The 12,066-nt window shown below is 63.3% G+C and carries 16 protein-coding genes; 7 read left to right on the forward strand and 9 right to left on the reverse strand.

Features of this window, described 5'->3' with window-relative positions; all coding sequences use genetic code 11:
* Positions 1-49 precede the first annotated feature (49 nt).
* From VKP62_08605 to VKP62_08620, 4 genes are all read right to left on the reverse strand, one after another.
* Positions 50-232: a Flp family type IVb pilin gene (locus VKP62_08605; protein ID MEB3197249.1), complete on the reverse strand. Its 183-nt coding sequence runs from the start codon at positions 230-232 to the stop codon at positions 50-52.
* Positions 233-253: 21 nt separating this feature from the next.
* Positions 254-445 (reverse strand): Flp family type IVb pilin, encoded by a 192-nt coding sequence (locus VKP62_08610; protein MEB3197250.1) that lies wholly within the window; start codon positions 443-445, stop codon positions 254-256.
* Between the two features lie 165 nt (positions 446-610).
* Positions 611-778: a Flp family type IVb pilin gene (locus tag VKP62_08615; GenBank protein ID MEB3197251.1), complete on the reverse strand. Its 168-nt coding sequence runs from the start codon at positions 776-778 to the stop codon at positions 611-613.
* Positions 779-786: 8 nt separating this feature from the next.
* Positions 787-1,359 (reverse strand): hypothetical protein, encoded by a 573-nt coding sequence (locus VKP62_08620; protein MEB3197252.1) that lies wholly within the window; start codon positions 1,357-1,359, stop codon positions 787-789.
* Between the two features lie 160 nt (positions 1,360-1,519).
* Between VKP62_08620 and lexA the strand changes: the two genes are divergently transcribed.
* Positions 1,520-2,176 carry a transcriptional repressor LexA gene (gene lexA, locus VKP62_08625; GenBank protein MEB3197253.1) on the forward strand — a complete coding sequence of 219 codons (657 nt, stop codon included), beginning with the start codon at positions 1,520-1,522 and terminating at the stop codon, positions 2,174-2,176.
* 64 nt (positions 2,177-2,240) lie between these two features.
* Here the strand turns inward: lexA and VKP62_08630 are convergent, their stop codons facing one another.
* From VKP62_08630 to fliD, 4 genes are read right to left on the reverse strand one after another with little or no spacing between them, the layout of a single operon-like run.
* Positions 2,241-2,543, reverse strand: coding sequence for a PqqD family protein (locus VKP62_08630; protein ID MEB3197254.1), 303 nt, complete (start codon positions 2,541-2,543; stop codon positions 2,241-2,243).
* The gene (locus tag VKP62_08635) at positions 2,516-3,352 is read right to left on the reverse strand and encodes a hypothetical protein (GenBank protein ID MEB3197255.1); all 837 of its coding nucleotides are present in this window, start codon (positions 3,350-3,352) and stop codon (positions 2,516-2,518) included. The genes VKP62_08630 and VKP62_08635 overlap by 28 nt, the downstream gene beginning before the upstream one ends.
* Positions 3,349-3,498 (reverse strand): hypothetical protein, encoded by a 150-nt coding sequence (locus VKP62_08640; GenBank protein ID MEB3197256.1) that lies wholly within the window; start codon positions 3,496-3,498, stop codon positions 3,349-3,351. The genes VKP62_08635 and VKP62_08640 overlap by 4 nt, the downstream gene beginning before the upstream one ends.
* Before the next feature lie 27 nt (positions 3,499-3,525).
* Positions 3,526-4,632 carry a flagellar filament capping protein FliD gene (gene fliD, locus VKP62_08645; protein MEB3197257.1) on the reverse strand — a complete coding sequence of 369 codons (1,107 nt, stop codon included), beginning with the start codon at positions 4,630-4,632 and terminating at the stop codon, positions 3,526-3,528.
* A gap of 109 nt (positions 4,633-4,741) precedes the next feature.
* On the opposite strand from fliD, the gene VKP62_08650 reads away from it, so the two are divergent.
* The 3 genes from VKP62_08650 (at position 4,742) to VKP62_08660 (ending at position 8,262) form a co-directional block, all read left to right on the forward strand.
* Positions 4,742-5,611 carry a hypothetical protein gene (locus tag VKP62_08650; GenBank protein ID MEB3197258.1) on the forward strand — a complete coding sequence of 290 codons (870 nt, stop codon included), beginning with the start codon at positions 4,742-4,744 and terminating at the stop codon, positions 5,609-5,611.
* 330 nt (positions 5,612-5,941) lie between these two features.
* Positions 5,942-7,513, forward strand: coding sequence for an Ig-like domain-containing protein (locus VKP62_08655; protein ID MEB3197259.1), 1,572 nt, complete (start codon positions 5,942-5,944; stop codon positions 7,511-7,513).
* A gap of 218 nt (positions 7,514-7,731) precedes the next feature.
* Entirely contained in the window at positions 7,732-8,262 is a 531-nt protein-coding gene (locus tag VKP62_08660) for a hypothetical protein (GenBank protein ID MEB3197260.1), read from the forward strand.
* Between the two features lie 70 nt (positions 8,263-8,332).
* Here VKP62_08660 and VKP62_08665 read toward each other — a convergent pair whose 3' ends face one another.
* Complete coding sequence (locus VKP62_08665) at positions 8,333-8,521, reverse strand: hypothetical protein (protein MEB3197261.1); 189 nt, start codon at positions 8,519-8,521, stop codon at positions 8,333-8,335.
* A 129-nt stretch (positions 8,522-8,650) separates the two neighbouring features.
* Here VKP62_08665 and rplI point away from each other — a divergent pair, with 129 nt between their 5' ends.
* The 3 genes from rplI to metK all read left to right on the forward strand — a co-directional run bounded on the left by rplI (position 8,651) and on the right by metK (position 12,023).
* Complete coding sequence (gene rplI / locus VKP62_08670) at positions 8,651-9,097, forward strand: 50S ribosomal protein L9 (protein MEB3197262.1); 447 nt, start codon at positions 8,651-8,653, stop codon at positions 9,095-9,097.
* 37 nt (positions 9,098-9,134) lie between these two features.
* On the forward strand, positions 9,135-10,487 hold the full coding sequence (gene dnaB / locus VKP62_08675) for a replicative DNA helicase (GenBank protein ID MEB3197263.1): 1,353 nt from the start codon (positions 9,135-9,137) through the stop codon (positions 10,485-10,487).
* 306 nt (positions 10,488-10,793) lie between these two features.
* The gene (gene metK, locus VKP62_08680) at positions 10,794-12,023 is read left to right on the forward strand and encodes a methionine adenosyltransferase (GenBank protein ID MEB3197264.1); all 1,230 of its coding nucleotides are present in this window, start codon (positions 10,794-10,796) and stop codon (positions 12,021-12,023) included.
* Positions 12,024-12,066 lie beyond the last annotated feature (43 nt).

The following is a 12,066-nucleotide window of genomic DNA, read 5'->3' on the forward strand; positions in this document are numbered from 1 at the left end:
GCGACAAACGCAAAAGGGCCAGCCTCTGGCTGGCCCCGCGAGTCGACGTTCAGTTGGTTTTGACGGCAGTGGCTCCCTTGCGCAAAGCGGAGCCAACCTCCATGAAGATATTGACCAGATTGGCTTTGACCGTTCCCAGTACCCCGATCAGCGCCACGGAGACGAGGCCGAGGATCAGACCGTACTCGACGAGGCTCTGCCCGTCCTCGTCCAACCACAATCGGCGCCACATCACAGGGTACCTCCGCGAAGGCTACTTGCCGCCCTTGACCGACGTGGCCGCCGTCTTCAAGGACTTCGCCACGGCATCGAAGATCTTGCCGAGTTCGGTCTTCATGGTGCCGAGCACGGTAATCAGTGCCACGGACACCAGGCCCAGAATCAGCCCGTATTCGACCAGCGATTGGCCTTCTTCTTCCTTGACCAGTTGCATCAGCATATTCATCGGAACGATCTCCTCGCTTGACTGACTTGAAACGCTGCAGTGGTGTCGAGCCCCTGCTGAAATGGTTGTCGCCGTCGGGCCGGCGCGGCTTGCGTTGCACTGGTCAAGCTCGGGTGAAGTTTGGTTTAAGGATGCGCTAAGGTGCTGTCGCCGGAGGCGCCCCGCTCACGGCGCGCGCCACTGCTTGAGGCTTTCGTGCTGGCTCTGGAAGGCGGCGGCTTGCAGGCCCTTCAGCGTGGCGGCGGCCCCGAACAGGCACAGGACGAATACCGCGGTGATCAAGCCGTACTCCACCGCAGTGGAGCCGCTCTCGCGCGTCAGCAAGCGTTGCACGGCCCCGATCACTTGCTGCCGGGGTTGCCGCTGAAGTAGATCGGCACGAAGGCCTGGAGGGTGATCGGGAAATTGGCATCGTCCAGGCCGGTGAAGGTGGTGTCGGCCGTGACCAGAGGCGCATTGCCCTCCGGTTGGCTGGTGTCGAGGCCGAATTGCTCCACGTGCCGGGTCAGCACCGGCAATTCGATCTCGGTCTTGCCTGGCTCAATGAACAGCCCGAGCTGGCTCTGGTCCATCTTGCCGCCGGCGGGGGGGGCGGGATAGGTGGAGGCTTCCACCCGAAAGGACAGGCCGAACGACACGCCCGGCAGGCGATCGGGGCTCGCCGGTTTGCCGCTGCCGAGGAGGTACTTCACCGAGACCGAGTTGAACAAGGCACCGATGCTGCCTGGTTCGCCCTGGAACCGAACGACCGGGTTTTCGGTCTTGATATCCCGGACACCCGCCGTGTTGGGAGGCTCGTAGATGACCTTGCCTGGCTTGACGGAGGCCACGTACAGGCTGGCAGGCAGGTTGGTGTACCACCCACAGCCTGCGAGGAGAGGCAGCAACAAGATCCCGACGAGATGGTGACGCACCGAGGAACCCCTCCGGCCAAGATGAACACCTCCTTTGTACCCAGGGGCCCCGGGATGCCCTCTCGTCCTGGACCCCCTGCTGCCAGCGCTGCGCATTGAACGGCCTTGTCAGGACTGGAACATGTGTTCTATACTTCGCGCAGCGGAGGAGGTATCAGCCATGACGTTTCAGGATGCCGGGGTGCCAGCAGAGGGCGAGGGCAGCCTCGCGCGTGCCAACCGCCAGGATGAGGTCCACGCCTTCATTGTCGCCCACGTGGCCCAGAACGGATACGCGCCCTCGATCCGGGAGATCTGCACGGCGCTGGGTTTGCGATCGACCTCCACGGTCCACTACCATCTCACGGCCTTGGCCAAGCGCGGCTTGATCCAGTGGGAGGGGGGCAAGAACCGCGCGATTCGCTTGACCGGACAGGGCGGGGGGGGCAGTTCCTCACGTTCGCGAGGCCTTCCCGTGGTCGGGCGCATCGCCGCCGGCCGGCCGATCGAGGCGATCGCCGATGCGCCGGAGCATCTCGACCTCGAGACCGAATTCAGCGGGCCTGACGTCTACGTGTTGCGCGTCAAGGGTGATTCGATGATCGAGGATCACATTCAGGATGGCGACTACGTGATCATTCAGCGACAGGACACCGCGCGCGACGGAGACATCGTGGTGGCCTTGCTCGACGATGGGGAAGCGACGCTCAAACGTTTTTATCGGGAACGCGGTGGACGCATTCGCTTGCAGCCAGCCAACAGCGCAATGTCCCCCCTTTTTGTGGAACGGGTGCTGGTGCAAGGCAAGATGATCGGCCTGCTGCGCAAGGCGGTCTGAGCGCGCGGGGCTATGACGCCCCCACGTGCGGGGGGACTGGGGGAGACCGCAGCCAAGTCTGCTTTCAGGCCACCCTTTGCAGGATCTGCTTGTCCAGGAATTCCTGCAGCAGCGCCAGCACGTCGGTCTCTGCCTCTTCCTGCGCCACCTCGTATTCCTCAGCCAGGCGCGCGGCCACCTCTCGCGCGCTGCCGCATTCTGAAAGCAACTCCCATACCCGGGTGCCCACCTGGTTCAGGGTGTGCAGCACGCTGTCATGCGGCGTCAGGATGAGGGTTTCGCCGTTGACCACGCGGGCGGCAATGCGAGGGTTCAGAGGGGGAAGGACCGCCTCGGCGGTCAAACTTGCTGGGTGATCGTGTCCCAAACCGATTCCTCAAGCGCAAAATGCAGTTCGCGCACCGGGACCTGCTCCACGAGGCGCTGAGCGATCTCCAAAGACCGCGCGAGACCCTTCGGAGATTGGTCGTAATATACGGTGGATTCGAGAATTTCGCGAATCGCCGCGGGCGGCGTCAGCGGGGAAACGCGATGCTGCGTGGCCTTGCGTAAACGGTACAAGGCGGCCAGTGGACGCGTGCCCGGCAGGCTGGAGCCCCACGCACCGAAAAAGGGGGTGCTGTGGAGTTCTGGTTCAGGACCATCCAGTCTCACCGCCACCAGTTCATCGCACAACACGTCATATCGGGCCGAAGACAAGCCACAGAGCGTGGTCTTGCCGCTGCCGGACGGACCAAAAAAGACGCTCCCGCAGGCGTTGGGCCCGGCAATGCCTGCGGCGTGCATCATCACGCCGCCCTGCTGCGTCAGCAACTGGCTGATTTGCAGGCGCAACAAGCCGTCGATCGCCATCGGGAAAATGGCATCGGGGCTGGCTGATTGGCTGGAGGGGTCCAAGACGCGCAGCTTGGCGGAGCCGTCGCTGGAGAGGGTTCCGTGATACTGGTCATGGCACAGGTGGGTTCCGGCGTCATCTTGAAAGATCAGCGGTTCACCGACTTCGGGGAGTTCCCCGGTCAAGGTCAACGCCACCGTCAAGCGGGCATCAGCCGGCCGATCGCAAAGAAAAGCACCGAGTCTCGGCAGGAGGGGGGGCCACCAGGCCGGGTCCGGCAGATCCAGTTCGATCGCGAACCCGGCGATGGCAAGCTTGAGGTGGCCCTGGGCTGAGTTCAACTGCGCGCTCGGGCCACGTTGAAGGCACAGGCCGGCGAGCCGGGGACCTTCAAGCACGCCAACGAGACCTCGAAGACCCGATGGGATTCGAGGCGCGGTTTCTCGTAGGGCTTCTTGGGTTCGGGCGACTCGGAGGGAGGGCGCAAGGGAGCCTCAAATAGCGGGCTGAAACGTCAGCTACCGGACATTCCAAACGAGGAGAGCCCCAGCAACGATGCGCTTGAGTTCGGCACCGGCAGTGCGGTTGCGATCGCCGGCCGCGGCTGGGGTCTCGGGGGACGAACGTCGTTGGCGAAGTCCATCACCTCACGGTTCTGTTGCGGCATGCCGTCCGGCAGGCGGTCCGCCAGGCCTTCGGCGGTCTGTTGCAGGGCGTCGGATTGTCGCGCGACCCGTTCTCGGATCTGCTCCACGCTGATGCGGTCCAAGGTCAGGGTCTGCTGTCGCACCTGCAACCGTGAAATTTCGGCCCGCACCCGTACCTCTTGGGTGCTGGCACGGGCTTCGCCGATCGATGACTCCAGTGCCTGCGCCACCCGAGCGCCTGCGTTCAGCATGGCCTCGCCATTGGGGCTGGTGACGGACTGCGCCACCTGGTTGACCTGGTCCGGATTCGATTCGGTCAGCGTTTGCAAGCGTTGCTGGTCCAGTTGGACCTGCCCGTTGTTGCGACTGAAACCCAGGTCACCCAGGGTGGTCACACTGCCGTCCGTAGAACGAGAGAAGTTGCTATTCAGCGCCGATTGGAGGTCATTGAGTATTTCTTCGGTTTCCGGCTGGCCCGTGGTGCCGCGACGAGACTCGATCGCGGTCAGCGCGCGATTGATCCCGTTGGCGTAATCTTGCAAGTCGCGGGTCAGGGCCCCGTTGACCTCCGCGGGCGGCGTCACCTCGATGCCCAATCCGCTCGACAAATTCCCCTCGCGATCTTCAATTCGCAGAGGTTGCCCGTTGGTGCTTTCTACATTGATGCGACGTTCGCGGGGGTCCAGCGATGCACGCGCACCGGTTCCGGGAGCGGAGATGCCCGAGAGCACATCATTGAGGGTCTGATCGGCCCGGAAATTCAAGGTTTGTCCGTTCACGTCGATCTGAAAGCGCCCCGCCGAGGCTTGCAGGTTCAACGCGCCGCCGAGGCTCTGCAACGTGGCGTCACCCAGCGCGTTGCCGGCCTCCGCTTGCGCCGGTTGTTCCAAGGCTTCCCGCGCGCGAGGGCTGCCCGCGTCATCGTTCGAGCGGGAACTCTCTTCCGGGGTCTCGGCGCGCTCCGTCCTCGTCACCTGGCCTGACATGTCAGGCGAGACGGACGTGGTGGTGTTGGTCGACGAATTCAGACGAGGGTTGATTGACGCCCCTTCACGCTGAGGGGCAGGATCGCTGGACGGTGCGGTGGCCCGTTCTTCCGTGCGCTGCCGCTGGATGGTGTCTGGCTGGGTGGCCCCCCCGGAAGCGGCAGTGTCCGGAGCGACTCCCGTGCCAGACGGCGATTGCTCGGCGCTGCGCGGGCTATCCGGCGTGATGGTCGCGGGCGGATTGAGTGAGGTGCCCCCAGCAGGACCGGAGGCAACCGAGGTCGGCGAAGCGGATGACGCAGCCGTCGGAGCACTCGCGGTGTTGGTTGTCGAGGGCGTCGACGAATTGCTGGCCGAGAAACTGACCGACACGGGGGACAAGCTTGGGGAGGGAGCGGTCACACCGTTGGTGGGACTGGTGGCCGCCGCATTGGACAACGAGTTGCTGACGTCCGCTCCGCTGGACATGGACGAGGACACGCTCGTCAGACCGACGCTCTGTAGCGCGGTGCTCGACACGGAAGTCTGCGAGGAGGAGCGGAATTGCGCGCCGGACGCGAGCGTGGAGTCGCTCAAGTTGGCCCGCAAATCCCGAAAGGCTGCATCCAAATCTTGGGCCAGCGGCGATTCCGGCGCACGCGAAGGGGACGAGGCGGGGGCACGCGTGGGTGACGTGGTCGCATCCGGCCGCGGTGCGGCCGTGGGCGAATCACCAGACGGTGGCGCCATTTCCGGCCGTCTGGGACTGACGCCGTTCAGACCACTCGAAATATTTGTGTTCCGAGGCTCAAGTGGCTCGAAATTGATCCGATTGGTGGAAGGCGTACTTGAAACTTGCATCGGGATCCATCCTTTCCTACAAACGGAACGACCTGGCTGGTCGCCCTGCGTGGACGGCGCACCGAGGATCCATCCTCGGGCTTTGAATCGAAGCCTTCGTCGTCCTGAGAAAGCTTCGGCGGGGTAGTCCCTACCGTCTCTGATTAAGAGGACACTTTCCACTATACCCGATCTCGGGCGTGTGAATCACTTCCTCCCTGAAAAGATCGAATGGCTGCGCCCTCGGGACCACCCCCGGGGGTGCTGTTTTCTTGGTGGCCACGATCTGCGCTGATTTCGCTTGTGCTGATCAGGGGAGACTGGCTGGTCTGTGATCGGGCGCACAGGCGTTTGGCTCCGATCCGCTTAAGAGGCTTTTTCTGTAAGCTTAACGTCAGTTTGAAATCCTCACGGCGGATAACCTCCCCAGGTGCTTCGCACAGTTTTTTAACAGGGCTTTCCGAAGGAAACCGCCATCATGACCGTGACTCGCCAGTTTCAAGCCGTTTCTGCCCTCGCGGTGGCTTTGATCGTCAGCGGCTGTGGTTACTCGCCGCTGTATCAGCCGTTGCCGATGCAGCCCTATACCAGTGACTATGTGGGTGGCAACCGACTGATCCGTCAGGAGGTGATCCCCACGCTGCCCGCCGGTGTCGAGGCGACTGCGCTGGAGTTGGAACCTGGGCAGGCCAGCGCCCGGGTGGGTCAATCGATGCAACTCACGGCCGTGATCAGGGGCTCCGACAACAAGCTGTATCGCGATCCGCGCCTGGTGACGTGGGCGGTCGGCAACAGTGAGATGGCTCAAATCGATCGTCAGGGCGTGTTGATGCCGACAGCGCCGGGCACGGTCAAGGCGGTGGCTCAGGTGGGCAAGTTGACGGCTGAAGCCACCATTCAGGTCGAGCCTGCCCGTTACGCCTGGCAGCAAGTGCTCTCTCCGACCGGGGTGAACCTGCGCGCCGTGAAGATGGTGAGCCGCTTCGAGGCGTGGGCCGGCGGAGAAAACGGCACGCTGTTGCGCTTCGTCAACGGCGCCTGGCGCGCTGAACCGTCGTTTCGTCAGCCCGATGCCTCGATCACGGGTCTGGGCTTCGCCAACAGCACGTTGGGGTGGGCGGTCGGCTCGCGTGCGGGCGGAAGCATCCCCTTCGCAGCCCGTTGGGATGGAAACGCCTGGCGCCAGGTCAATCTGCCGGTCAGTGCCGGGACCTTGCAGGCCATCAGCGTGATCAACGAGCGGGATGCCTGGGCGGTCGGCCAGGAAGCCGGCGGGAACGGTCTATTGTTGCACTGGGACGGCGCGTCCTGGCGGCAAGCGGAATCTCCCGCTCGCGGGAAGATCAATGACATTCACATGGTCTCAGCCCGGAGTGGTTGGGCCGTCGGAAAGTATTCGGGCCTGGCCACCACCCCGATGATCCTGAAGTACCAGGACGGTGCCTGGGTGAAGAAGAGCATCTGGGACAACCGTGGCGCCATCTCGGTGACGGACTCTCAGGAACTCACGGCGATCAAGATGATCAGCGAGACCCAAGGGTACGCCGTCGGTATTCGCGACAACCTGGTCATCCGCCCGCGGGGCATCTTCTTGCAATACGACCCGAAACGGGATGGCTGGGTGTCCGGACAGTTCGATAGCTCGGTCGAGGGCCTGGATCAGGTTCCCCTGCACGACATCGAAATGATCTCCGGCACGGAAGGCTGGGCGCTTGGCCAGGTGCGTCAACGTGACTTCACGCTGGAACGGAACCCGCGCTCCATCTTCGGCAACTTGCTGGCCAACCAGAATGGGGTGCTCAAGCCTGATACCAGCTACTTCTCCGGCAATGTGAGCGGCGCTTTCTACGCGATTGATTTGCTGCCTCAGGGCGAAGGCTTCGTGGTCGGGCAAAACGGGGTCATCATGCAGCGCACCTTCGATTGGCGGGGGCTGAACAATGGCACGGGCAGTTCTGCCTTCGGCGGTGGTCAAAGCTCCAGCCTGCCGCTGACCTATGGGCCCGGTGGCGTGGCCGTGCCAGGGGGCACCCCCGTCAACAATTTCTGACGGGCGCTCTCGCTCGGAAGGGCCTGAGCGGATGGCCACCTGACTTCTCTGAGGGCCGGTCCCACGGGGCTGGCCCTCGGGCGTGGCATTGGGGGAGTATCAGGCGAGCCGCCACCGTGCCGTCACTGGGCCCAAATCAGGTTCCTGTCACAGCTTGGCCTGGTTCCGGTATGATATCTTGAACCGGAAACGCACCGTGATTGGAGAGACCCGCGCCTGTGACCAGCTTCAAACATGCCGCCATTTTGACTGCCGCCATCTCGCTTCTGACGGGCTGCAATGCCGGGGCGTTGACGATGGGCTACCTGGCGCAACGCGTCCTCCGACCGTTGGCCACGTCCGGCTCGGTGGCGGGTGCCATTCCCGCCTCCGTCAAGGTGGGCTACCTGGCCTGGATCGAGATCCCGAACGAAGGTGCCGTTCGAGGCAAGCTGGACTTCAACCTGACCGTCCCCAAAACCGTGGAATTCGACCTGGTGGACACCCCGCGGGCCAACCAGTTCGCCTTGCAGATCAGTCCTGGCAATGACACGGCCGAAGGCACGTATGTGGTGCTGGCGTGGGATGACCAGAACAACAACAACAAGTTTGAAGGCGACCAGGGGGAGAAACGCGCCGCGGAAGTCTACCGCATCCGCGGTCAGGCCAGCACCAGCAATTTTTGGACCGCGGAAAAGTTCCTGTTCACGGACAAACGCCTCGAGATCCAGATGGCTGACCACAACGGGGGCCTGGTCTTCACCTTCTAGGCGGGCGCCAGCAACGAGGCCCTTGACCATTTCGGACTCTCACCGGCGAGGTGTGAGACCTTCCGGTTGTTCAGCCCATCAAGCGGGCGGCGATCGCCAGCGCCAGCGTCCCCGCCGACATCAAACCCGTCGTGGTGGTTTGATTCACCAGCTGGCCTCGCGTGGTCAGACCACGCTGATAGGCCTGATAGGTACGCCAGTTGCGGAAGCCTTGAACGGCTGTGGTGACGAGCATCAGAACGAACATGGTTCCCAGCATTCCAATCTCCTTGCTGCGCCGGTCGGGGGTCCTGTCAGCTTAGCGCATCGACCGGGCCCTTGGTGAGGCCGGGTGTTATAATGACGATTTGCAACTTCGTCTCGTCGACAATCTGGGAAGGAAACTGCCGTGAAGGTGATTCTGAACAAGGACGTCAAAGATCTGGGCAAGTCCGGTTCGCTGGTCGAGGTCTCTGAAGGTTACGCCCGCAACTTTCTTTTTCCTCGGCAGATCGCGGCGGAAGCCACGCCGGCGGTCTTGAAGCAGTGGGAGGAGAAGAAGAAGGCCGAGCAGCGCAAGGAGGAACGCCTGCGAGCCCAGGCGCAGGAACTCGCGCAGGTGTTGCAGGCCGCCAAGGTGGTGGTCTCGCACAAGGTCGGCGAGAACGGTCGCCTGTTCGGGACCATCACGCACAAGGAAATCGCCCAGGCGATCCAGCAGCAGACGGGCCACGATGTCGACAAGCGAAAGATCGAGGCAGAACCCATCAAAACGCTCGGCTTTCACGAGTTCGTGGTCAAGCTGCATCCCCAGGTAACGGCCAAAATGCGCATCGAGGTGCGCCAGGAATCGTGAGGCGAGCGGACCGCAGCCAGCGTGGCCGTCTGAGTCGATGAAAGACGTGATCGAGCGGGTTCCCCCGCACAATCTCGAAGCGGAGCAGGCGGTCCTGGCGGCCATGATGGTCGACCGGGAGGCGATCGCCCGCGTCAACCAGTTGCTGGATGCGGGCAGCTTTTATCGCGCCGCCCACGGTGTGTTGTTCGACGCGATGCGGGACCTCTATGAGCGCGGGGAGCCGGTCGACCTGATCACCGTGCGTGATGAGTTGGGGCCGCGTCTCGATGAAGTGGGCGGCTACGGTTACCTGGTCGATCTGGCAGCTTCCATTCCCACGACGGCCCATGCCGAGTACTACGGCAAGATTGTTGCGGACAAGGCCATCTTGCGGAATCTGATCCGGGTTGGAACGGAAATCGTCGCCCAGGCGTTCGCCGAAGAAGAAGACGTGGAGACGGTGCTCGACACCGCTGAAAGAACCATCCTCGAGGTGGGCCAACGCCGCCAGTCCGGTGCCATGACCCCGATCAAGGACGTGATCAACGAGACCTTCGAGGCGATCGAGGCGCGCTACGCGGAAAAGGATCGCCTGCTGGGCAACACCACCGGCTTCTACGACCTCGACAACATGCTCAACGGGTTCCAGCACAGCGACCTGCTGATCCTGGCCGCTCGGCCCGCGATGGGAAAGACCAGTCTGGCGTTGAACTTCTGTCGCAATGTGGCGGTGGAAACCCGCAAGGCGGTTCTGGTTTATTCTCTCGAAATGTCCAAGGAGCAGTTGGTCCAGCGCTTGTTGTGCGCCGAGGCCGGGATCGATTCGCATCGCCTGCGAACGGGCTACCTGGCCGAACAGGATTGGGGCAAACTGGTCCAGGCGATCGGCCTGCTCTCCGAGGCGCCCATTTATATCGACGACACGGCGGCGCTCACGGTGGCGGAACTGCGCTCGAAAGCCCGCCGCGTGATGGCGGAGACAGGTGAACTGGGCCTGATCATGGTGGACTACCTCCAGTTGATGTCCTCGGGCATCAAATCGACCAAGGATGACAACCGGGCCGCAGCGATGGGCGCCATCTCACGCGGGTTGAAACAGCTGGCCCGCGAGCTGCGGGTGCCCGTGATCGCGTTGTCCCAGCTCAGTCGTGCGGTGGAGAGTCGTCCCAACAAACGCCCGATGCTCTCCGACCTGCGTGAAAGCGGGAGCATCGAGCAGGACGCCGACATCGTGATGTTCATCTATCGGGATGAATACTACAATCCCGAAACCGACAAGAAGTCGACCGCCGAGGTGATCGTGGCCAAGCACCGAAACGGGCCCGTCGGTCACGTCGAGCTGTACTTCGAGAAGAACCTGACCAAATTTCAAAGCATCTCGGCCCGCAGTTTCCCGACCGCGACCTGAGGCCGTTTCCAGGCCGAATCGGATAAGCACGCGGCGTATAAGGTCGACTCGTGACACCGGTATCGGGAAAAACGGACACCCTTGTCCTTACTCGTTTTCGCGGCTTGGCGTCCGCGGTGTCGGTTGCTGGTGACTCCTCTTTGGCCGCGACTTTCCAACGGCACGTGACGGCGTTCGGGCCGCTCGGCCGCTCGGTGCCTCTGGGGGGGCGGCTTGAAACCGGCGAGACCGGCTTGCTTTGACGCTCATGGGCACACTATGTTATCCTTGTTCGCCTTCAATCTCCCTGAATGTAAGGAGCCCGCTGTGTCTCAGGCCAACCGCCGCCACTTGTTCACCTCTGAATCCGTGACCGAGGGGCACCCCGACAAGATTTGCGACCAGATTTCCGACGCCGTGCTGGATGCCATCCTGGCGCAGGACCCTTTGGCTCGTGTGGCGTGTGAAACGAGCGTGACCACGGGTCTGGTGCTGGTGGCGGGGGAAATCACCACCAAGTGCTATGTCGACATCCCGCGGCTGGTGCGCGAGACGGTCCGCGACATCGGCTACACGCGGGCCAAGTTTGGCTTCGACGCCGAAACTTGCGCCGTCCTGACGGCGATCGACGAGCAGAGCCCGGACATTGCGGCAGCCGTCGACCGCAGCTTCGAGCTGCGCAGCTCGGCGCTCTCCGAAGCCGAGGTGGAGAAGCGCATCGATGAGATTGGCGCGGGTGACCAGGGGCTGATGTTCGGCTTTGCCTGCGACGAGACCCCCGAGTTGATGCCGCTGCCGATCGTGCTGGCGCATCGCCTGGCGCGGCGGCTCTCCGACGCGCGTCGGCACCTTGGGTTATCCTACCTGCGCCCGGACGGCAAGACGCAGGTCACGGTGGAGTACTCCGGCGGGGTGCCGGTGCGCATCGATACGGTGGTCGTGTCTACCCAGCACGACCCCTCCGTGGGCAACGAACAGCTCAGCGCTGACATCCTCAAGACGGTGATCGAGCCGATTCTGCCGGCCGAACTGGTGCGGCCTGACACGCGCTACTTCATCAATCCCTCGGGCCGTTTTGTCGTGGGCGGTCCTCAGGGGGATGCCGGCCTGACGGGGCGCAAGATCATCGTGGACACCTACGGCGGCTACGCCCGTCACGGCGGCGGCGCTTTCAGCGGCAAGGATCCCACCAAGGTGGACCGTTCGGCGGCCTACGCGGCCCGCTACGTGGCCAAGAACATTGTGGCGGCCGGTCTCGCCAAGCAGGTGGAGATTCAGCTGTCTTATGCCATCGGCGTGGCCCGTCCGACCTCGATCTTCGTCGACACCTACGGCACCGGCGCCTTGCCCGACGAGGTCATCGAGCGTCTGGTGGGAGAACACTTCGACCTCAGGCCCGCCGGCATCATCCGCATGCTCGATCTGCGGCGTCCGATCTACAAGCAGGTGGCGGCTTTTGGCCACTTCGGTCGGACGGACGTGGACGTGCCCTGGGAGCGGACGGACAAGGCCGAGCTGCTTCGCCAGGCGGCCGCCTCGCTGGCGGCGGCGGTCTGAGCGCGTCGCCTCGTTGCTGGGGCCAGCCTGGCTGGCCCCATTT

This window comes from Candidatus Sericytochromatia bacterium (assembly GCA_035285325.1).
Classification (GTDB): Bacteria; Cyanobacteriota; Sericytochromatia; order S15B-MN24; family JAQBPE01; genus JAYKJB01.